Below are 21,032 nucleotides of genomic sequence, written 5' to 3'. Positions count from 1 at the left end.
CCGGTCCGCAGACCAGGCCTTTGTGTGTTCTGTGTTAGAGCGGTCAGTTGACCAGCGTGGCAGCCGCTGATGCTGCTGCACCCTCGATGCCGAACATGTTGATAATACCCAGAAGCATCACCGCAGCCGACGCCATCAGGAAACCCCAGAGGATTGGCGAGCGGTTGGTTTCCAGCTCCTCGCCCTCTTCACCAAAGTACATGTAATAGACGATGCGCAGGTAGTAGAAGGCCCCGATGACCGAGGCGATCACGCCCGCAACCGCAAGCCACGCCAAACCCGCCTGATAGGCCGCGTTCAGCACGTATAGCTTGCCAAAGAACCCCAGCATCGGCGGCACGCCTGCCAGTGAAAACAGCAGGATCAGCACCGCCAGCGCCTTGCCCGGCTCACGGCGAGAATAGAGGTTCAGTGCGCGGATATCGGTGATTGGCTTACCGTCTTTCTCCATCATCAGGATGAAGGCAAAGGTCCCGATGTTCATCGAGACATAGATCGCCATATAGACCAACAAGGCCTGCACGCCATAGGCGGTACCTGCTGCAAGACCCATCAGCGCATAGCCCATATGAGCAATGGAGGAATAGGCCATCAGACGTTTGATATCGCGCTGACCAATCGCGGCAACCGCACCCACGAACATGGAGAGCAGCGAAAGCAGTGCAATTACCTGGCTCCAGTCTTGCACCGCATGGCCAAAGGCATCATGCATCACGCGCGCAAACAGGCCCATGGCGGCAACCTTCGGCGCAGATGCAAAGAATGCGGTAACTGGCGTGGGCGCACCTTCATAGACGTCCGGGGTCCACATGTGGAACGGCACAGCAGATACCTTGAACGCCAAGCCAGAGATCAGGAAGACCAGACCAAACAGCAGCCCGATGGACACTTCACCGTGCTTGGCAACGGCGTAGATACCTGCAAAGTCGGTGGTTCCAGCAAAGCCGTAGACCAAGGACGCGCCATAGAGCAGCAAGCCGGAAGACAGCGCGCCAAGCACGAAATACTTCAGGCCGGCTTCGGTCGATTTCACGCTGTCACGACGCAGGGACGCCACAACATAAAGCGCCAGCGACTGCAGCTCGAGACCCATATAGAGCGACATCAGGTTGCCGGCAGAGACCATAACCATCATGCCCACCGCGCTGAGCGCAACGAGGATGGGGTATTCAAACCGCAGCATGCCGCGGCGCGACATGTAATCCTGGCCCATGACCAGAACCGCCGAGGCCGATAGCAGAATGGCAACCTTGGCAAAACGAGCGAACCCGTCGTCGACAAACATACCGTTGAACGCCTCACGGCTACCGGACGCGCCTGTCCCGATCCAGATCGCCAGCGCCGACATCAGGCCGGCCATCAGCCAGATCAACGCCGGGGCCAGTTTGTCCTTGCCGGTGTAGACGGCGCCGAGGAGCGCCGCCATTGCGCTGAGCGCCAGAACAATCTCTGGCAGGATAACGGTGAGATCAGCTGGGATCATCGCCCACGCCCCCTTAGTGCGAAGCTATCTGGGTCGCCGGGGACAGGTCCGCGGCGGCCAGAGATTCATTGAAGTTTGCAATCAGCGCCTCGGTCGACGGGCTGATGATATCGGTGACAAGCGCCGGGTAGACCCCCAGAAGGATGGTCATCACCACCAGCGGTGCAAAGATGAAGCGCTCGCGGGCAGTCATATCCTTGATGGTCTTGAGGCTGCCTTTGATCAGGTCGCCAAAAACCACACGGCGATAGAGCCACAGCGCATAACCTGCCGAGAAGATGACGCCAGTTGCAGCAACAGCTGCGACCCAGGTGTTCTTCTGGAAGGTCCCCATCAGGGTCAAGAATTCACCGATGAAGCCCGACGTGCCCGGCAGACCGACGTTGCCCATGGTGAAGAACATGAAGACCAGCGCATAGGCGGGCATCCGGATGACAAGACCACCATAGGCGTCGATGTCCCGCGTGTGCATGCGGTCATAGATGACGCCAACACAAAGGAACAGCGCCGCCGAGATGAAACCGTGGCTCAGCATCTGGAAGATCGCGCCGTCAATGCCCTGCTGATTGGCCGCAAAGATCCCCATGGTCACAAAGCCCATATGTGCAACCGAGGAATAGGCGATCAGCTTCTTCATGTCCGACTGCACCAGCGCCACAAGCGAGGTGTAGACAACTGCAATCGCCGACATCCACAGGATCAGATCGGTCATCACGTCAGCCCCGACAGGGAACATCGGCAAGCTGAAGCGCAGGAAGCCATAGCCGCCCATCTTCAACAGGATCGCCGCCAGCACCACTGAACCTGCGGTCGGTGCCTGTACGTGCGCATCGGGCAGCCAAGTGTGGACCGGCCACATCGGCATTTTCACCGCGAAGGAAGCAAAGAACGCCAGGAACAACAGTGTCTGCATCCCGCCAACGACCTGGATGCCCAGCAGTTCGAACCCTGAGGCCGAGAAGCTGTGCGTCAGCAATTGCGCGATATCGGTGGTGCCCGCATCTGCGTACATCGCGACCATCGCCACCAGCATCAGCACCGAGCCGAAGAAGGTGTAGAGGAAGAATTTGAACGACGCGTAGATCCGTTCCTTGCCGCCCCAGATCCCGATGATCAGGAACATCGGGATCAGGCCTGCCTCAAAGAACAGGTAGAACAACACCAGATCCAGCGCCATGAACACGCCAAGCATCAGCGTTTCCAGCATCAGGAAGGCGATCATGTATTCCTTGACGCGGGTATTCACACCCCAGCTGGCCAGAATGGTCAGCGGCATCACAAAGGTGGTGAGCATCACGAAGAGCACGGAAATGCCATCGACACCCATTTTGTATTTCAGGCCGAAGATCCACTCAGCCTCTTCCACAAACTGAAATCCCGTATCAGAGGGGTCGAACTGGAAATAGATGCCAAGGCTCACCAGAAAAGTGACCGTGGTGGCAAAAAGCGCAACAGACTTGGCGTTGCGTTGCGCCGCCTCATCCTCGCCGCGCAGGAACAGGGCCAGAATGGCCGCTGCAAGCGCCGGGATAAAGGTGACAATAGAAAGGAGATTGTCCATCAGTGCGCTCCTCCGCCGATCGACATCCAGGTAACCAGGGCAGCAATGCCCAGCACCATCCAGAAGGCATAGGTGAAAATGTAACCCGACTGAGCGCGACCGGCGAGGCGGGTGAAGAAGGGGATGATCCCAAGGGCGATACCGTTCAACGCGCCATCAATCGTCTTGCCATCGCCACGCTTCCACAGGAAACGGCCGATCATCATGGTCGGTTTGACAAAGACAACGTCGTAAAGCTCGTCAAAGTACCACTTGTTCTTGAGGAACAGATATAGCGGCTGCTGTTGCTTGGCGAGACGGCCTGGAAGGCTTGGATTCACGATATAGAACAGGATCGCAAGACCAAGGCCAAGCAGCATTGCAATGAACGGCGACACCTTTACCCATTTCGGGGCGGCATGTGCGTCATCCAGAACAGTGTTATCAGCACCAAAATACAGCGCGCCCTCTCCCGGTTGACCCGCGAAAACATAGTGATGCTCACCGGATGCGTCAGCTGCGCCATGACCCTCATCCGCCGTGGTGGCGTGGCTGTCATCAGCGCCGTGGTCCGCATCTGCTGCGACCTCTTCGCCGTGCGCTGCTGCAGACGCTTCTACCACCGGGATGCCGTAGAATTTGCCAACCTTATCAGCATGGCCGAAGAAGCTGTTATACCAGAGCATGCCAGAGAAGATCGCACCGAGGGCGAGCACGCCCAACGGGATCAACATAACCATGGGGCTTTCGTGCGCGTGATCATGCGTATGCTTGTCGCCGCGCGGTTTGCCGTAAAAGGTCAGGAAAATCAGGCGCCAGCTGTAGAAGGAGGTCATCGCAGCTGCGATCACCAGCATCCAGAACCCATAGGAGGATCCCCCTGCGTAGGCGCTTTCGATGATGGCGTCTTTCGACAGAAAACCGGCAAAACCAAAATGGGTCAGTGGAATACCAACACCGGTGATGGCCAGCGTACCGATCATCATCGCGGCAAAGGTATAAGGGATCTTTTTACGCAGGCCGCCATAGTTCATCATGTCCTGCTCGTGGTGCATCGCGTGGATGACGGAGCCCGCGCCAAGGAACAGCATCGCCTTGAAGAAGGCATGTGTGAACAGGTGGAACATCGCGGCGGAATACATGCCAACACCTGCGGCCACGAACATGTAGCCAAGCTGCGAGCAGGTCGAATAAGCGATGACGCGTTTGATGTCGGTCTGCACCAGACCTACAGTGGCCGCGAAGAAGGCCGTGGTTGCACCCAGCACGGTGATGAAAGTTGTCGCCTCGGGCGCGAACTCCATCAGCGGCGACATGCGGCAGACCAGGAATACGCCCGCAGTCACCATGGTGGCCGCGTGGATCAGCGCCGACACCGGCGTCGGGCCTTCCATCGCATCCGGCAACCATGTGTGCAGGATCAGCTGAGCCGATTTACCCATGGCACCAATGAACAACAGGACTGCAATCAGATTGGCGGCATTCCACTCCGACCACAGGAAGCTTAGCTGGGTTTCCGCCAGCTGCGGCACGGCTGCAAAGATGTCGTCAAAGTTGATGCTGTCGGTCAGGAAGAACAAGGCAAAGATACCAAGCGCAAAGCCGAAATCACCCACACGGTTGACGATAAACGCTTTCATCGCAGCCGCGTTGGCCGAGGGCTTGCGGTAATAGAAGCCGATCAGCAGGTAGGAGGCAACGCCCACGCCTTCCCAGCCAAAGAACATCTGGACCAGATTGTCAGAGGTCACCAGCATCAGCATCGCAAAGGTAAAGAACGACAGATAGGCGAAGAAGCGCGGCTTGTAGCTCTCGCCGTCTTTCCACTGCGGGTCATGGGCCATGTAGCCAAAGGAATAGAGATGCACCAGCGATGACACGGTGGTTACAACGATCAGCATGATCGCAGTCATCCGGTCCAGACGGATCGCCCAGGAGGTCGACAGCGAGCCGCTTTCGATCCAGCGCATGATCTCAATCGACTGTGTAATCCCGTCGAAGCTGAGGAAGACAATCCACGACAAAAGCGCCGACAGGAACAAAAGCCCGGTTGCGGTCCACGTGGCTGCGGTCTCGCCGATAAACTTCCAGCCAAAGCCACAAATGATGGCCCCGACCAGAGGGGCAAAGAGAAGGATGGTTTCCATGACGCTTTAGCCCTTCATCACGTTGATGTCTTCCACGGCGATAGTGCCGCGGTTGCGGAAGAAGCAAACCAGGATCGCAAGGCCAATGGCGGCCTCAGCGGCGGCCACGGTCAGCACAAAGAGGGTGAAGACCTGACCCACCAGATCGCCAAGGAAGCTGGAGAAGGCCACAAGGTTGATGTTCACCGCCAGGAGCATCAGTTCGATGCTCATCAGCAGGATGATGACGTTCTTGCGGTTCAGGAAGAGCCCGAAGATGCCGATGACGAACAGCGTCGCCGCGACGGTTAGATAATGCTCGAGTGTGATCATTGTCTCAAAGCCCCTGCCCCGGTTTCACATCCTTGAGTTCCATCGCGGTGGCCGGATCACGCATCATCTGGGCGACGACATCCTGGCGCTTGACGTCCGTGCGGTGGCGTAGGGTCAGCACAATGGCACCGATCATCGCAACCAGCAGGATCAGGCCGGAGAGCTGGAACAGAAGGAAGTATTGATCATAAATGATGAGGCCAAGCGCCTCGGTGTTATGTTGGTCCGTCGGGATCGGTTGGGCCAGCTGTGTCGCTGCTGCCGGTGCGGTTTCCCAAGCGCCAAAGGCCATGACGAATTGCATGAGGATCACCAGACCGATGAGCAGCGCCAGCGGCATGTAGCGCGCCATCTCGGCTTTCAGCTCGGCGAAATCCACATCCAGCATCATCACCACGAAGAGGAACAGCACCGCAACCGCGCCCACGTAGACGATGATCAGCAGCATGGCGACAAATTCCGCCCCCAGCAGGACGAACAGCCCGGCGGAGGAAATGAAGGCCAGGATCAGCCACAGCACCGAATGCACCGGCTGACGGCTGATCACCGTGAACAGCCCGCCGGTGATGGCGCTGATGGCAAAGAGGTAAAAGGCAAAAACGCTCATGTTTCATTGTCCCCTTTGGCGTCCATGACCTCTTGCGCCAGCTCCAGCGCGCGGGTCATGGCCGGGATGCCGGCAAACACCGACATCTGTCCGATCGTTTCAACGATCTCTTGTTTCTTCGCGCCCGCCGCTAGGGCGTGGCGTACGGTCTGGCGCACGGCTGAATCTGCCTGCGCGCCCTGCATTGTCAGCCCGGCCAGCGTCAGCAACAGGCGGGTTTTGGCATCCAGGCCGCCCTTGTTGACAGTATTGCCGAACATCATTTCCATGACGTCTTTCGGCATCGTCGGCCACAGCGCCTCAAACTCCTTGAACGCACCGGTGGGAGAGAAGCTCTCCAACGCGGGGTTCAGGGCTTTGGCCATGTCCTGAGCCTGGGCCATCATGGCCTCAAATGGGTTCTTGGCGTCGCTCATCGGTAGGGCGCATCCAGTTCGAGGTTGCGCGCAATCTCAGCTTCCCAGCGTTCGCCGTTCGAAAGCAGCTTGTCCTTGTCGTAGAACAGCTCCTCGCGGGTTTCGGTCGCAAACTCGAAGTTCGGGCCTTCGACAATAGCATCCACTGGGCAGGCTTCCTGGCAGAAACCGCAGTAGATGCATTTGGTCATGTCGATGTCATAGCGCGTGGTGCGGCGGCTGCCGTCCTCGCGCGGTTCCGCGTCGATGGTGATCGCCTGCGCCGGGCAAACCGCCTCGCACAGTTTGCAGGCAATGCAGCGTTCTTCGCCGTTTGGATAGCGACGCAGCGCATGTTCGCCACGAAAGCGAGGCGACAGAGGCCCCTTCTCGTGCGGATAGTTCAGGGTGGCCTTGGGCGCGAAGAAATACTTCAGCCCCAGTTTGAAGCCGACCCAGAAATCCTGCAGCAGGAAGTATTTGGCGGCGCGGGTGTAGTCGATGTTCGCCATCAGTTAGCCTCCCACGGTCCAGCGGGCGAAGATGCCCCAGAACCAGTCAAATTTTGCAGCAAAGGATACGAAGACCACCCAAGCCAGTGAGAACGGCAGGAACACTTTCCAGCCCAGGCGCATCAGCTGGTCGTAGCGGTAGCGGGGGGTGATCGCCTTTACCATTGCGAAAAGGAAGAAGAAGAACGCCATTTTTGCGACCATCCACAAGACGCCATCGGGCAGGCCCGGGATCGGGGACAGCCAGCCGCCAAAGAACAGCAGGGTTGTCAGCGCACACATCAGGAAGATGGCGATATACTCACCAGCCATGAACAGCAGGAAGGGCGTCGCCGAGTATTCCACCTGGTAGCCCGCGACCAGCTCCGATTCCGCCTCAGGCAGGTCGAACGGCGGGCGGTTGGTTTCGGCCAATGCCGAGATGAAGAACAGGAACACCATCGGGAAATGTGGGATCCAGTACCAGTTCAACAGTCCCAGATCGCCATCCTGCGCGCGCACGATATCACCGAAGTTCATGCTACCGGTGGAGATGATCACACCAACGATGATCAGACCGATGGAGACCTCGTAAGAGATCATCTGTGCCGCAGAGCGCAAGGAGCCAAGGAACGGATATTTCGAGTTGGACGCCCAACCGCCCATGATCACGCCGTAGACTTCAAGCGAGGAGACCGCGAACACATAGAGAATGGCGACGTTGATATCCGAGAGCACCCAGCCGTCGTTGAAGGGGATCACCGCCCAAGCGATCATCGCCAGAACAAAACTGGTCAGTGGTGCCAGGATAAACACGGTGCGGTCAGCACCGGCGGGTATCACCACCTCTTTGACGACGTATTTGAGTGCGTCCGCAACCGATTGCAGCAGGCCATAGATGCCCACCACATTGGGGCCTCGGCGCATCTGGACAGCCGCCCAGATTTTGCGGTCCCCGTAAACGAGGAACAGAAGCGAAATCATGACAAAGGCAACAACTGCAAGCACTTGCGCCAGGATCAGTACAGCAATGCCGCCTGGGGTGTTAAAGAATTCAGCCATAGGTCCTCACACCGTGGGTATTCCGTTAGCCTCGCAATCCGCGACCACGACTTCAGCGTCGATGGTGCGCAGTCCGCGCGGGAGGGAAGGCGAGATGGTGTAGACAGCATCTGCCGTCTGAACGCCACCCTCTTGTTTCATTTTTGTGCGCACGTGACGTGCAAATCCATAACCGCGGATCAGCGCATATTGCGCCGCTGCGCATTCAGCATAATTATCCAGATCGGCGCTGTTTCTGGCACCGGTCATGGCAACGTGGAACTGCACCAGATCGCCATCCAGAAGCCGCGTTTCCACCCCTTGATAATCGGGGGTGAACGGCGCCTGCGATGTCTGTGGGGCCTGCACGCAGGCCGCCAGCAGCAAGGGCGATATGATGCCCGCCCGGATCACTCCGCTGCGATCTTCTCAGCGCCGCGCGCCTTTGCACCCGCCGACAGTTCTGCCATCAGCTGCGACGACCGCGCAATCGGGTTGGTCAGATAGAAATCCTTGACCGCGGGCACAAACGCGGCCTTGCCCATCGCCTCAACCTCAAGCGCCGGACCCTCGTTTTCCGCCACGTCGTCGATGCGGGCCAGATGCGGCACCTCTGCGACCAGCGCGGTGCGCAGTTGCGCCAGCGAGTCATAGGGAAGCTTGGCGTCCAATTCTGCGCTCAGCGCCCGCAGGATCGCCCAGTTTTCCTTCGCCTCACCGGGCGCGAAGCTCGCGCGCATGGCCAGTTGCGGGCGGCCTTCAGTATTCACAAACAGGCCGTTTTCCTCGGTGTAAGCAGCACTTGGCAGGATGATATCGGCACGATGCGCTCCGCGATCGCCGTGCGAGCCCTGGTAGATCACAAAGGCGCCTGCATCAATTTCGACCTCATCAGCGCCGAGGTTGTAGATCACCTCTGAGCCGTCAATGGCCGCTTCAAGGCCACCTTCGGTGACAGCGTTGACATCCATCGCGCCGACACGGCCCGCAGCGGTGTGCAGCACCAGCAGCTTAGATTCGGTCATGGCCGCGTATTTCTGCGCATGGGCCAGTACGGCCAGACCATCGGCCTCACGCAGGGCGCCCTGGCCGACTATGACCAGCGTATCCTTGCCAATCGCGCCGTCGGTTTCGCCGTTCACAAGCGCCTCAAGCGCTGCGCGGTCGGTACCGAGGTGAGCATAGTCATAGGTCAGATCGACCGGCTGGCCGATCAGGCCGATATTGGCGCCATTGATCCAAGCCTTGCGCAGGCGCGCATTCAGAACCGGCGCCTCGTTGCGGGGGTCGGTGCCGATCAGCATGATCGCCTTGGCGCTGTCGATATCTTCGATGGTGGCGGTGCCGACATAGGCCGCGCGGTTGCCGATAGGCAGACGGGCCTTGTCAGTCCGGCACTCAACCTTGCCATCCTGCCCTTCGACCAGCTGTTTCAGCGCAAAAGCCGCCTCAACCGGGACCAGATCACCGATCAGACCGGCGATTTTCTTGCCCTTCATCGCTGTGGCCGCAGCCTCCAGCGCTTCGGGCCAGGTGGCGGGCTTCAGCTTGCCATCGACACGAACGTAAGGACGATCCAGACGCTGGCGGCGCAAGCCGTCCCAGACGAAACGGGTCTTGTCGCTGATCCATTCCTCGTTCACGCCGTCATGGTTGCGCGGCAGGATCCGCATCACTTCGCGGCCCTTGGTGTCCACGCGGATGTTGGAGCCAAGCGCGTCCATCACGTCGATGGTTTCGGTCTTGGTCAGCTCCCACGGACGCGCGGTGAAGGCGTAGGGTTTCGACGTCAGCGCCCCAACCGGGCAAAGATCGATGATGTTGCCTTGCAGGTTCGAATCCAGCGTCTCATTCAGGTAGGAGGTGATTTCGCTATCCTCTCCCCGACCGGTCTGGCCCATCTGGGTGATGCCTGCCACCTCGGTGGTGAAGCGGACGCAGCGGGTGCAGGAGATGCAACGCGTCATCGCGGTACCGACCAGCGGACCAAGGTCAAGGTCATCAACCGCGCGCTTGGCTTCGCGGAAGCGCGAGAAATCAACGCCATAGGCCATAGCCTGATCCTGCAGATCGCATTCGCCGCCCTGATCGCAGATCGGGCAATCCAGCGGGTGGTTGATCAGCAGGAACTCCATCACGCCCTCACGGGCCTTTTTGACCATCGGTGAGTTTGTCTTCACCTGCGGTGCCTGACCTTCGGGGCCGGGACGCAAATCACGTACCTGCATGGCGCAGGAAGCGGCAGGTTTCGGCGGGCCGCCCACAACCTCAACCAGGCACATGCGGCAATTGCCGGCGATGGATAGACGCTCATGATAGCAGAACCGGGGAATTTCCACCCCAGCCTCTTCACAAGCCTGGATCAGGGTCATTGCCCCATCCACCTCAATCTCGGTTCCGTCAATGTTGATCTTGCGGAGGTCAGACATGGTCTATTTCGCCCTCAATAAAACGCCGATCGCGCTATTTTTCTTGATTTCCGCACGACCAAACGTACAGAAAGTTTCCGTTTTCTCATATGAGACCCCGTTTTGCGCCAGGAAGCGTTCTCCCTTGGCTCGCATTCGGGTTTTTTCACTGTCCGAGCCGATGTAGGCGCGGATTTCGGTGTCAGAGTAGCCCAGTTCATTGGCGCGTGCCTTGAGGCGACGCAACTCTGTCAGGCCTTTGAAAAAGCGTGCTGAAATGCTGTCGCAATGGTCTGCCACTTCCTTGGCCACAGCGACGGCGAACAACGGATCTTCAATCTCTTGCACATCGCGCAAGGATGATTTGGCTGCTGCCGACGTCGGCAACAGCAACAGGCAGGTGGCACAGCTTGCAATCAGACTGCGCAGGGTCAGATATCGCATGGTCGAACGTTCCTTTGTAAAAGAACGTTCAGCAGGCGCTGATGCACGGCCGTTATGCAATAACACGGATGTCCGCGCAGCCATGAGATATGCGAAATCGCGGATCACGGGGTGCAGGTTCCCGCGTAAACCGCCGTATCACCATCCAACGGCACGCCCACATCCGTGTCCAACGGATCCGACTGCCAGAGAATGCGGGACGAGCCGAAGTTCTCGATACAATAGCGGGTGCCGTCGTGATGAGCAGCCAACCGCGCACCGTCCAGAGACTGCGTCGCCTTGGACACGGTAGTGGTGAACTTGGCCAGTGTCTCTTTCTTGTTGACGGCTTTGGATTTGGCCTTGAACGGCACACCAGCATAGGTTGGGCGATCTTTGATGATATCGCCACAGCCAGCCAGAATCGCCCCCCCAAGGGCAAGCGCAGTCATGATTTTGGTCACGCCCGTGATCATCCGCTATCCCCTGCCTTATTCCGCTGCCATAGCGCCCAAGCGCCCGGTTTTCTGTGCTTTTATACGGTCTTCGATCTCTTCACGGAAGTTGCGGATCAGGCCCTGGATCGGCCAGGCCGCCGCATCACCCAATGCGCAAATTGTGTGGCCTTCAACCTGCTTGGTCACGTCCCACAGCATGTCGATCTCTTCCAGTTCTGCCTCACCTTTCACCAGACGATCCATCACGCGCATCATCCAGCCAGTGCCTTCACGGCAGGGTGTGCACTGGCCACAGCTTTCGTGCTTGTAGAACTTGGACAGGCGCCAGATCGCTTTGATGATGTCGGTCTGTTTGTCCATCACGATGACCGCTGCGGTGCCAAGGCCGGAGCCCAGTTCGCCGCGCAGATAGTCAAAGTCCATGATGGCGTCTTTCATCTTTTCACCGCGCACACAAGGAACAGACGATCCACCGGGAATGACCGCCAGAAGGTTGTCCCAACCGCCCCGAATGCCGCCGCAATGCTTCTCGATCAGCTCCTCAAAGGAGATCGACATTGCCTCTTCAACCACACAGGGGTTGTTGACGTGACCGGAGATCGCAAACAGCTTGGTGCCTGCGTTGTTCTGACGGCCAAAGCCTGCAAACCAATCCGGGCCACGGCGCAGAATGGTCGGCACCACGGCAATGGATTCCACGTTGTTCACCGTGGTCGGGCAGCCATAAAGACCGGCGCCCGCCGGGAACGGCGGCTTCATACGTGGCATGCCCTTCTTGCCCTCAAGGCTTTCAATCAGGGCAGTTTCTTCGCCGCAAATATAAGCCCCTGCACCATGATGCAGAAAGACGTCAAAGTCCCAGCCGGATCCGGCTGCATTGCGACCCAGCAGACCCTGGTCATAGCATTCGTCAATCGCGGCCTGCAGCGCCTCGCGCTCACGGATGTATTCGCCGCGCAGGTAGATGTAGCAGGTATGCGCATTCATCGCGAAGGACGCGATCAGCGCGCCCTCGATCAGCGTGTGCGGATCATGGCGCATGATCTCGCGGTCTTTACAGGTGCCCGGTTCCGATTCATCGGCGTTGATGACCAGATAGGAGGGGCGGCCGTCGCTTTCCTTGGGCATAAAGGACCATTTCAGGCCGGTCGGGAAGCCCGCACCACCGCGTCCGCGCAGGCCGGAATCCTTCATGTTCTGGATGATCCAGTCCCGCCCTTTTTCGATGATGCCCGCAGTACCATCCCAATGGCCCCGCTGTTTTGCGCCTGCCAATGTGCGCTCATGCATCCCGTAAAGGTTGGTAAAGATCCGGTCCTGGTCCTTCAGCATGTCTGCCTACCTTTGGCTGTCCTGGCGCATCCGCCAGAGTTGAAAAATGTTGACCGCTGCATAGATGAAGCCTGCAAGGGCTGCAAAATCAAACAGCAGAGCGTAGCGTCCGGCGAGCCCCAGTGCGGGGCCGATGAACAGTGACATCGCCAGCCAACCAAGCATGGTTGCGGCAATCACCAACGCGATGTGCCGCCCCTTTGCTGCCAGTGCTTTGTCGTGTTCTACGCTCATATGGTCCTGAATTTTGGCCCCTGCCCCGATGGGCAGCGGCGATTATCTTGTTTCAGTCGTCTTTGTAGCGATCGTCGGCCTTGGCCTTCTTGGCGAAGTCCGTTTCCTCACCTGCCGCGAGCTGCCGGGACTGTTCGATCCAGCCATCGCGGACAATGCGTCCCTTGAATTTCAACCGGCTGTCGACCCAGGTGATCTGCTCGTCTGTCCAGGCGGCGATTTGGTCGAAGTGGAAGAAGCCCAGCTCGTTCAGGGTCTGCTCCAGCTTGGGACCGACACCTTTCAGCATCTTCAGATCATCTGCCTTGCCATCGCGAGCGACGGTCAGGGTCTCAGGCTTTTCTTCAACCTCGGCGCCCGTCTTTGCAGCAGCTCCCTCGGGAGAGGCGGGCTCGCTCACGGCGGCTTTCTTTGGCGTGGCCTTCTTAGGAGTCTCGCTTTTGGCCTTTGCGACCTCTGCCTGTTTGACGGCTGGCAAAGGCGTTTTAGGCGCAGGTGGCGGTGTGTCGGCGCTATCGCGACCGGCAACTTTGCCATCCTTGCCGATCCAGGGTGCCAGCAGCGGCACTTCGGTGCCTTGAATGCGCTTAACACTATCACCAATGTCGGCGGCCAGCTGCACAGACGCGTTATACTGCGCCTTGCCACTTTCATATTCCGTCAGCGAGGTCAGACCCGACTTTGGTTCAGCCGCGTAGCGCCCGTTCTGCGGACCCGGCAGCGGCACCTGACCGGCGGCCAGATCATCGAGCAGCTTGGCAAAGCCTTCAGCGGTCAGGTCTTCGTAATAATCCTTGCCGATCTGAGCCATGGGCGCGTTGGTGCAAGCACCAAGGCACTCGACCTCTTCCCAAGTGAACTTACCATCTGCGGACAGGGTGAATGGCTTGTTCGCGATCTTATCCTGACAGACGGCGATCAGATCCTCTGCACCGCAAATCATGCAGGACGTTGTGCCGCAAATCTGGACATGCGCGATCGAACCAGTCGGTTGCAGCTGGAACATGAAGTAGAAAGACGCCACTTCAAGTGCGCGGATATAGGCCATGCCCAGCATGTCCGCGACATATTCAATTGCAGGCTTGCTCAGCCAGCCTTCCTGCTCCTGCGCACGCCACAGCAGCGGAATGATCGCGCTAGCCTGACGGCCTTCGGGGAATTTTGTGATCTGCGCCTCGGCCCATGTCTGGTTTTCAGACGTGAAGGCAAAGCTATCAGGTTGTTCGGAATGCAGACGACGAAGCATTAGCGGTCAATCTCTCCAAATACGACGTCCATGGTGCCGATAATGGCAGCGACGTCGGCGAGTTGGTGGCCCTTGGCCACATAATCCATGGCCTGCAAATGCAGGAAGCCGGGCGCGCGCAGCTTGGCGCGATAGGGTTTGTTGGTGCCATCTGCGACCAGATAGACGCCAAACTCCCCCTTCGGGGCCTCAACCGCTGCATAGACTTCGCCACCGGGGACGTGGAAGCCTTCGGTATAGAGCTTGAAGTGGTGGATCAGGCTCTCCATTGAGGTTTTCATATCGCGACGGTTGGGCGGGGTCAGTTTGCCACGGGCCAGAATATCGCCGGGCGTTTCGCGCAGCTTGCCGATACACTGACGGATTATTGACAGCGACTGGCGCATCTCTTCCATACGGACGAGATAGCGATCATAGCAGTCGCCGTTCTTGCCGACCGGGATTTGGAAGTCGAATTCATCATAGCACTCATAGGGCTGCGAACGACGCAGATCCCATGCCAGACCAGATCCGCGCACCATGACGCCGGAGAAACCGTAGTTGAGGATATCTTCCTCAGTCACGACACCGATATCCGCATTACGCTGCTTGAAAATTCGGTTTTCGGTCAGCAACCCGTCGATGTCATCCATCACCGCCGGGAAGGTGTGCGTCCATGCCTCAATATCGTCGATCAGCGCGTCCGGCAGGTCCTGATGAACCCCGCCGGGGCGGAAATAGGCCGCGTGCAAGCGCGCACCACAGGCCCGCTCGTAGAAAATCATCAGCTTTTCGCGCTCTTCAAAGCCCCAGAGCGGCGGGGTCAGCGCGCCCACATCCATCGCCTGCGTCGTCACGTTCAGCAGGTGATTGAGGATACGGCCAATCTCGGAATAGAGCACACGGATCAACGAGGCACGACGCGGCACTTCCACGCCGGTCAGCTTTTCGATGGCCAGACACCAGGCATGTTCCTGGTTCATCGGCGCCACATAGTCGAGGCGGTCGAAATACGGCAGGTTCTGCAGATACGTCCGGCTCTCCATCAGCTTTTCGGTGCCGCGGTGCAACAGGCCGATGTGCGGATCGCAACGCTCAACGATTTCGCCATCCAGCTCCAGCACCAGACGCAGAACGCCGTGCGCCGCAGGGTGTTGCGGGCCGAAGTTGATGTTGAAGTTACGGATCTTCTGTTCGCCGGTCAGGGCGTCATCCATTTTGGAGCCGTCCATTATGCGTGACCTCCAGACATAGCGAATTCGCCTTCTCTGTTAATGACCAATTTGGTCACCAGAAGATTTTTTTTTAAATGGGTATTCACTGAAGCCAACATTGCAGCGCAACCCAAGAGCAGCGCGCCGACCTCGGAAAAAGCGTCGTACCACATTACTTCGCCCCCTCTTTCTCGTCTCCGGGCAGGATGTATTCGGCACCTTCCCACGGGCTCATAAAGTCAAACTGGCGATATTCCTGCACCAGATTAACCGGTTCGTAGACAACGCGCTTTTGCGCCTCGTCGTAGCGAACCTCTGTGTAACCGGTGGTTGGGAAGTCCTTGCGCAACGGATGACCGCGAAAGCCATAGTCGGTGAGGATCCGGCGCAAATCAGGGTGACCGGTGAACAGGATGCCGAACATGTCAAACACCTCCCGCTCAAACCAGTTTGCCGACGGATGGATCGCAACGATTGACGGCAGCATTTCATCTTCGCGGATCGACACGCGCAGGCGGATCCGGTGGTTCTGATACATCGACAGGAAGTGGTAGACCACGTCGAAGCGCTTTGGGCGATCCGGATAGTCCACCGCTGTGATATCCACCAGAGATGAGAACTTGCAAGTCGCATCCGCTTTCAGAAACTCAACAAACCCAGCAACGTTTGCCGGGGCCACATCGACGTTAAGCTCACCAAAGGTGACATCCCAACCAATAACACAGTCGGGGCGCTTTGCAGCAATCTGAGTGCCGAGTTCGTTCAGGGCTTCAGTCATTTTTGTCTCTCCAACCAAAGCCACTTAGCGCACAAGTGTGCCGGTGCGGCGGATTTTGCGCTGCAACTGCATCAGACCGTAAAGCAGCGCCTCTGCCGTGGGCGGGCAACCAGGCACGTAGACATCCACCGGCACAACCCGGTCACAGCCACGCACCACAGAATAGCTGTAGTGATAATAGCCGCCACCATTGGCGCAGGATCCCATTGAGATCACATAGCGCGGCTCAGGCATCTGGTCATAGACCTTGCGCAGAGCGGGCGCCATCTTGTTGGTCAGTGTACCCGCAACGATCATCACATCCGACTGACGTGGAGATGCACGTGGTGCGATGCCGAAACGTTCCGCATCGTAGCGCGGCATAGAGGTGTGCATCATCTCAACCGCGCAGCAGGCAAGACCAAAGGTCATCCAGTGCAGCGAGCCGGTGCGCGCCCAGTTGATGATATCTTCGGCAGATGTCAGCAGAAACCCTTTATCCTGCAGCTCTGCGTTCAGGGCCTGGGTGACGACTTCCTTGTCCACGCCAGCCGTATTGGCTCCGGTCATCACTCCCATTCCAGGGCCCCTTTCTTCCACTCATAGGCAAAACCGATTGTCAGCACTGCTAAGAACACCATCATCGACCAGAAACCTGCATCGCTCATATCCTTGAAGCCGACGGCCCAAGGAAACAGGAAGGCAATTTCCAGATCGAAAATGATAAACAGAATCGAAACCAGGTAAAACCGGACATCAAACTTCATCCGTGCGTCATCAAATGCGTTAAAACCGCATTCGTAGGCGCTGACCTTCTCAGGGTCCGGATTGCGGACGGCCAGCACAACTGCCGCCAAAATAAGAACAATTCCAAGCCCGGCCGCAACGGCCAGAAACACCAGAATCGGGAGGTATTCCCGCAACATCTCTTCCACGAGTGGCTCCTTTCCGTGCGCGCGGATTCCTGCGCGCCGTCAATTGGCGTGTTGACTTGTGGCAGTGTCTACTCCCCTCCCCCCCCACCGTCAACCAAGGCATCGTTAATGGATAAACGATATGTAACAGACGCGGCAGATAGACATCACGACAGGCAAACCCTATTGTTTTCATAGGATAAGGCGCGCCTCGCAAAAGACACGCCCCAGTGAAAGAAAACCGACATTTTCGACCGTATTAGCGCTGCCAGCTGGGCTTTTCTTTTGCGAAAAACGCTGCAATCCCCTCAGGTGCCTCCCGGCCCTCCCAACGCTCAACCAACGCAGAAATTGTGTGATCAATGACAGTGTCATCTATTTTTGGCCCCAGATCGCGCACCAGAGCCTTGGCAGCCCCCACCGCTTCTGGCGCACAGCTCAGATAGGGGCTCACTTCTGCCTCTACGGCAGCCGCCAGATTTGCCGCCGGAACCGCTTTGGCGAGAATCCCCAGATCAACAGCTTCGCCTGCATCAAAGAGCCGCGCTGACATGAAGACACGACGCGCCCGCGCCTCGCCCATACGGGCGACAACATAGGGGCCGATGGTGGCGGGGATCAGGCCAAGCCGGGTTTCAGTGAGGCCCATCTTGATATGATCCGCGCCAATCGCGACGTCACAGACAGAGGCCATGCCGACACCGCCGCCAAACGCATTGCCCTGGATCGCGCCAATAACCGGCTGCGGCAGAGTGTTGATGGCCATCAGCATTTCGGCCAGCACCCGCGCCTCGCGCCCACGCGTTTCGGCATCCGCAGTCATTTGCGCCTGCATCCAACCCAGATCCCCACCCGCACAAAAACTCTTGCCGGCACCCGTGAGGACGACAACCCGAACTGATCGATCCTTTGCCAGCGCGGCTGCGGCGGCTTTCAGTTCCTGCAACATCTCACCGGACATCGCATTGTGCTTTTCTGGACGGTTCAGTGTCAGCGTCGCGACGCCCCGGTCATCAGTGGCCAGGGTTATGGTGTTATACATGGTCGTACTTTCTAAGTATCAGTTGGATCGGATCTGCGGCGCGACAGGGTCAGCCCGCATCGCTGCGCATCGCCCGTGCCATATCAGCTGCATCTTGTAGCACATCACCGTTCAGTCCGGTCTCATATCCAAGGCGGCTAAGATGATCGTGCACCGCCTCGGTGGCAACATTACCGGCAGCGCCCGGCGCATAAGGACAGCCCCCCAACCCGCCAACAGCCGCGTCGAAGACCCGGACCCCCAGCGACAAAGACGCATCAATGTTGTCAATCGCCCGCCCAGCCGTGTCGTGATAATGACCGGCCAGCCGACTCACCGGTACCCGTTCACGCACCGCAAGCAGCATCCGGGCGATGGAATCGGGTGTGGCCTGCCCGATGGTATCGCCCAGCGAAATTTCATAACAGCCCATCGAGAACAGCCGATCCGCCAGCGCTGCGACCGCATCCGGATCCGTCGGCCCATCAAAGGGGCACTCGGTTACGCAGGAGATATAGCCCCTTACCGGCAAGTCGATATGGCGCGCAGCCTCGATGATTGGGGTAAACCGTTCGATTGATTCCGCAACACTGGCGTTGATATTGGCTTTGGAGAAGCCCTCGGACGCCGAAGCAAAGACCGAGATTTCATCCGCCTTGGCAGTCAACGCATCTTCATAGCCCCGCATATTCGGAGTCAAAGCTGCATAGCGGACATCCCCTTTGCGGCTGATACCCGCAAGCACCTCGGCAGAACCTGCCATTTGTGGCACCCATTTGGGGGAAACAAAACTCGCCACCTCAATTCGGCGGAACCCCGCGTCTGTCAGCCGGTCAATCAGGGCAATTTTCTCTGCGACGGGAATGTCGCGCTTTTCATTCTGCAATCCGTCCCGCGGGCCGACTTCGAAAATTTCTACGCGCTCGCTCATGGCACACCCCTCCCAAGGTCAATCTGGCACATCAACAGGCCATCGTCAGGCCGGACTACTGGCGGCAACAATATCGCCGCCAGTAGTCATTTTGATCAGCTGTCCGGCTCTTCCAAGCGAACAAGTGCAGCCCCGGCTTCGACCTGATCGCCGGCCTGAGCCAGCACCTCGGCCACGATGCCATCGCGGGCCGCCAAGAGCGAGTGTTCCATTTTCATCGCCTCAAGGATAGCCAGTCTGTCACCTTCTTTGACCTCATCCCCCGCTTTGGCAAAAACCGCCTTGACCAGACCCGGCATCGGGGCCTCGATCACGTTGGTGTCGCCACCAGCCGATGCCGCACGATCCAGAGGATCAACCAGATCAAACACCACGCTGTGACGACCAAAGACAGTCAGCCTGTCACCGGCGCGCGCCACATTTGGGAGCGGTTGGCTGTTCAGCCGCCAGATAGCCCCGTCATGCGCCACCTCATGCTGCACATCACCAAGTTGCCAGCGTTGCAGACTTGGGCTCAATACCTCAACTGAGATATCAAGAAGATCCTCACCATGGCTGAGCTGCACAGCATGGCGCAAGGGCGCCCAGAGGGTGAAACCGCTGTCAGCCGTTGGCTGGTGCAGGTTCAGCCCGCACATGGCAGCGGCGATCCATTGTTCAGCCGAACCGTCAGGCGCCGATGTCAGCGCATCCAGATCCCGCGCAATTAGGCCCGTATCGACCTCACCCTTGCCAAATCCGTCATGTGCAGCCAAGGCGGCAAGAAAGGCCAGATTGGTGACCGTGCCTGCAACTTCGGTCTGCTCCAGCGCGCGAAGCAGTTTTGACAGGGCCACAGCGCGGGTGGAGCCATGCACAATGACTTTGGCGATCATAGGATCGTACCAGGGACTGATGGTGTCACCACTGCGCACACCGCTATCCGCACGGCAATCCGCAGGGAAGGACAGATGGGACAGCGTGCCGGTAGCCGGTAGAAATCCTTTTGGCACGTCTTCAGCATAAAGCCTTGCCTCAAACGCGTGGCCCGTGATCGTCAGGTCTCCCTGCTGTTTGGGTAGGCTTTCGCCTGCGGCCACCCGCAGCTGCCATGCCACCAGATCAATACCGGTGATCAGTTCACTGACCGGGTGTTCAACTTGGAGGCGGGTATTCATCTCCATGAACCAGAACCCATCCGAGCGCAGGCCCTTGGATCCATCGACGATGAACTCAACCGTACCTGCCCCCTTGTAGCCAATCGCCTCGGCTGCGCGCACTGCGGCGGACCCCATGGCCGCACGCATGTCCTCGGTCATGCCAGGCGCAGGAGCTTCTTCGATCACCTTTTGGTGGCGACGCTGAAGCGAGCAGTCCCGTTCGAAGAGATGCACAGCCTGGCTGCCATCGCCAAAAACCTGAACCTCGATATGGCGAGGTTGCTGGATGTACTTCTCAATCAACACGTCTGGGTTGCCAAAGGCGGTGGTCGCCTCCCCTTGTGCGCTGGCCAGTGCATCGGCAAAATCCGCCGGCTTTTCAACCAGCCGCATACCTTTGCCACCACCACCGGCGACGGCCTTGATCAATACAGGATATCCGATCTTATCTGCTTCTGCGGCTAGGAAACCGGCGTCTTGATTGCGGCCGTGATACCCTGGCACCACCGGCACGCCTGCTTCCTGCATCAGCGCCTTGGCGGCGTCTTTCAACCCCATTTTGCGGATGGCATCCGCTGAGGGCCCCACAAAAACCAGCCCTGCGGCCTCTACCGCGTCCACAAAATCCGGGTTTTCAGAGAGAAACCCGTAGCCGGGGTGGATCGCCTTGGCGCCCACCTTGAGCGCAACGCGGATAATCTCTTCGCCGCGAAGATAGCTGTCCGCAGGGGCTGGTCCACCGATATGCACCGCCTCATCTGCCATCTGCACATGCTTTGCTGTCGCATCGGCATCGGAATAGACCGCCACGGTGCGCAGGCCCATGGCATGCGCGGTTTCCATAACGCGGCAGGCGATTTCGCCGCGGTTTGCAATCAGGATTTTATCAAACATGGGGTTGGTCCTTTGCCTGGATCTCTGGACCGGGGGCTGCCTGCTCGTCGCCATTGAGCTCGAACC

22 protein-coding genes are annotated in these 21,032 nt (G+C 58.5%); all 22 read right to left on the bottom strand.

Translation table 11 applies throughout. The annotated features are described in order from the left end of the window. Positions 1-43: 43 nt before the first annotated feature. Positions 44-1,483, bottom strand: coding sequence for an NADH-quinone oxidoreductase subunit NuoN (gene nuoN, locus PhaeoP97_RS05065; RefSeq protein WP_072504152.1), 1,440 nt, complete (start codon positions 1,481-1,483; stop codon positions 44-46). A 13-nt stretch (positions 1,484-1,496) separates the two neighbouring features. After that, entirely contained in the window at positions 1,497-3,044 is a 1,548-nt protein-coding gene (locus tag PhaeoP97_RS05060; RefSeq protein ID WP_072504151.1) for an NADH-quinone oxidoreductase subunit M, read from the bottom strand. Next, the gene (gene nuoL, locus PhaeoP97_RS05055) at positions 3,044-5,170 is read right to left on the bottom strand and encodes an NADH-quinone oxidoreductase subunit L (RefSeq protein ID WP_072504150.1); all 2,127 of its coding nucleotides are present in this window, start codon (positions 5,168-5,170) and stop codon (positions 3,044-3,046) included. Before nuoL ends, PhaeoP97_RS05060 begins: the two co-directional genes overlap by 1 nt. Before the next feature lie 6 nt (positions 5,171-5,176). Then, the gene (gene nuoK / locus PhaeoP97_RS05050; RefSeq protein ID WP_014874166.1) at positions 5,177-5,482 is read right to left on the bottom strand and encodes an NADH-quinone oxidoreductase subunit NuoK; all 306 of its coding nucleotides are present in this window, start codon (positions 5,480-5,482) and stop codon (positions 5,177-5,179) included. 4 nt (positions 5,483-5,486) lie between these two features. Continuing rightward, on the bottom strand, positions 5,487-6,089 hold the full coding sequence (locus PhaeoP97_RS05045) for an NADH-quinone oxidoreductase subunit J (RefSeq protein WP_072504149.1): 603 nt from the start codon (positions 6,087-6,089) through the stop codon (positions 5,487-5,489). Next, complete coding sequence (locus PhaeoP97_RS05040) at positions 6,086-6,505, bottom strand: carboxymuconolactone decarboxylase family protein (RefSeq protein WP_014879597.1); 420 nt, start codon at positions 6,503-6,505, stop codon at positions 6,086-6,088. The genes PhaeoP97_RS05045 and PhaeoP97_RS05040 overlap by 4 nt, the downstream gene beginning before the upstream one ends. Then, the gene (nuoI, locus tag PhaeoP97_RS05035; RefSeq protein ID WP_014879596.1) at positions 6,502-6,996 is read right to left on the bottom strand and encodes an NADH-quinone oxidoreductase subunit NuoI; all 495 of its coding nucleotides are present in this window, start codon (positions 6,994-6,996) and stop codon (positions 6,502-6,504) included. Before nuoI ends, PhaeoP97_RS05040 begins: the two co-directional genes overlap by 4 nt. A 3-nt stretch (positions 6,997-6,999) precedes the next feature. Then, positions 7,000-8,037: an NADH-quinone oxidoreductase subunit NuoH gene (gene nuoH, locus PhaeoP97_RS05030; RefSeq protein WP_061048882.1), complete on the bottom strand. Its 1,038-nt coding sequence runs from the start codon at positions 8,035-8,037 to the stop codon at positions 7,000-7,002. A 6-nt stretch (positions 8,038-8,043) separates the two neighbouring features. Then, positions 8,044-8,430, bottom strand: coding sequence for a hypothetical protein (locus PhaeoP97_RS05025; RefSeq protein WP_040172819.1), 387 nt, complete (start codon positions 8,428-8,430; stop codon positions 8,044-8,046). Continuing rightward, entirely contained in the window at positions 8,427-10,445 is a 2,019-nt protein-coding gene (gene nuoG, locus PhaeoP97_RS05020) for an NADH-quinone oxidoreductase subunit NuoG (protein WP_072504148.1), read from the bottom strand. The genes PhaeoP97_RS05025 and nuoG overlap by 4 nt, the downstream gene beginning before the upstream one ends. 3 nt (positions 10,446-10,448) lie before the next feature. Further along, entirely contained in the window at positions 10,449-10,853 is a 405-nt protein-coding gene (locus PhaeoP97_RS05015; protein WP_072506304.1) for a DUF5333 domain-containing protein, read from the bottom strand. Positions 10,854-10,972: 119 nt separating this feature from the next. Then, complete coding sequence (locus tag PhaeoP97_RS05010) at positions 10,973-11,323, bottom strand: hypothetical protein (RefSeq protein ID WP_072504147.1); 351 nt, start codon at positions 11,321-11,323, stop codon at positions 10,973-10,975. A gap of 15 nt (positions 11,324-11,338) precedes the next feature. Continuing rightward, a complete protein-coding gene (gene nuoF, locus PhaeoP97_RS05005; RefSeq protein WP_072504146.1) occupies positions 11,339-12,637 on the bottom strand; it encodes an NADH-quinone oxidoreductase subunit NuoF in 1,299 nt (432 codons plus the stop codon). Positions 12,638-12,643: 6 nt separating this feature from the next. Next, a complete protein-coding gene (locus tag PhaeoP97_RS05000; protein WP_014874156.1) occupies positions 12,644-12,871 on the bottom strand; it encodes a DUF5337 domain-containing protein in 228 nt (75 codons plus the stop codon). A 52-nt stretch (positions 12,872-12,923) separates the two neighbouring features. Next, positions 12,924-14,117: an NADH-quinone oxidoreductase subunit E gene (locus PhaeoP97_RS04995; protein ID WP_072504145.1), complete on the bottom strand. Its 1,194-nt coding sequence runs from the start codon at positions 14,115-14,117 to the stop codon at positions 12,924-12,926. Further along, entirely contained in the window at positions 14,117-15,328 is a 1,212-nt protein-coding gene (locus PhaeoP97_RS04990) for an NADH-quinone oxidoreductase subunit D (RefSeq protein ID WP_072504144.1), read from the bottom strand. The genes PhaeoP97_RS04995 and PhaeoP97_RS04990 overlap by 1 nt, the downstream gene beginning before the upstream one ends. 154 nt (positions 15,329-15,482) lie before the next feature. Beyond that, on the bottom strand, positions 15,483-16,088 hold the full coding sequence (locus tag PhaeoP97_RS04985) for an NADH-quinone oxidoreductase subunit C (protein ID WP_072504143.1): 606 nt from the start codon (positions 16,086-16,088) through the stop codon (positions 15,483-15,485). A 24-nt stretch (positions 16,089-16,112) separates the two neighbouring features. Continuing rightward, positions 16,113-16,646: a NuoB/complex I 20 kDa subunit family protein gene (locus PhaeoP97_RS04980; RefSeq protein WP_014874152.1), complete on the bottom strand. Its 534-nt coding sequence runs from the start codon at positions 16,644-16,646 to the stop codon at positions 16,113-16,115. Continuing rightward, the gene (locus PhaeoP97_RS04975) at positions 16,637-17,002 is read right to left on the bottom strand and encodes an NADH-quinone oxidoreductase subunit A (RefSeq protein ID WP_072504142.1); all 366 of its coding nucleotides are present in this window, start codon (positions 17,000-17,002) and stop codon (positions 16,637-16,639) included. Before PhaeoP97_RS04975 ends, PhaeoP97_RS04980 begins: the two co-directional genes overlap by 10 nt. A gap of 238 nt (positions 17,003-17,240) precedes the next feature. Continuing rightward, positions 17,241-18,023 carry a crotonase/enoyl-CoA hydratase family protein gene (locus tag PhaeoP97_RS04970; protein WP_072504141.1) on the bottom strand — a complete coding sequence of 261 codons (783 nt, stop codon included), beginning with the start codon at positions 18,021-18,023 and terminating at the stop codon, positions 17,241-17,243. Between the two features lie 49 nt (positions 18,024-18,072). After that, positions 18,073-18,933 carry a hydroxymethylglutaryl-CoA lyase gene (locus PhaeoP97_RS04965; protein ID WP_072504140.1) on the bottom strand — a complete coding sequence of 287 codons (861 nt, stop codon included), beginning with the start codon at positions 18,931-18,933 and terminating at the stop codon, positions 18,073-18,075. A gap of 95 nt (positions 18,934-19,028) precedes the next feature. After that, positions 19,029-20,966, bottom strand: coding sequence for an acetyl/propionyl/methylcrotonyl-CoA carboxylase subunit alpha (locus tag PhaeoP97_RS04960; protein WP_072504139.1), 1,938 nt, complete (start codon positions 20,964-20,966; stop codon positions 19,029-19,031). Between the last annotated feature and the right edge of the window lie 66 nt (positions 20,967-21,032).

It is taken from the genome of Phaeobacter porticola (assembly GCF_001888185.1).
GTDB lineage: Bacteria > Pseudomonadota > Alphaproteobacteria > Rhodobacterales > Rhodobacteraceae > Phaeobacter > Phaeobacter porticola.
Note: the sequence above shows the minus strand (reverse complement) of the source record. Positions and strands in the feature narration are given on the sequence as shown.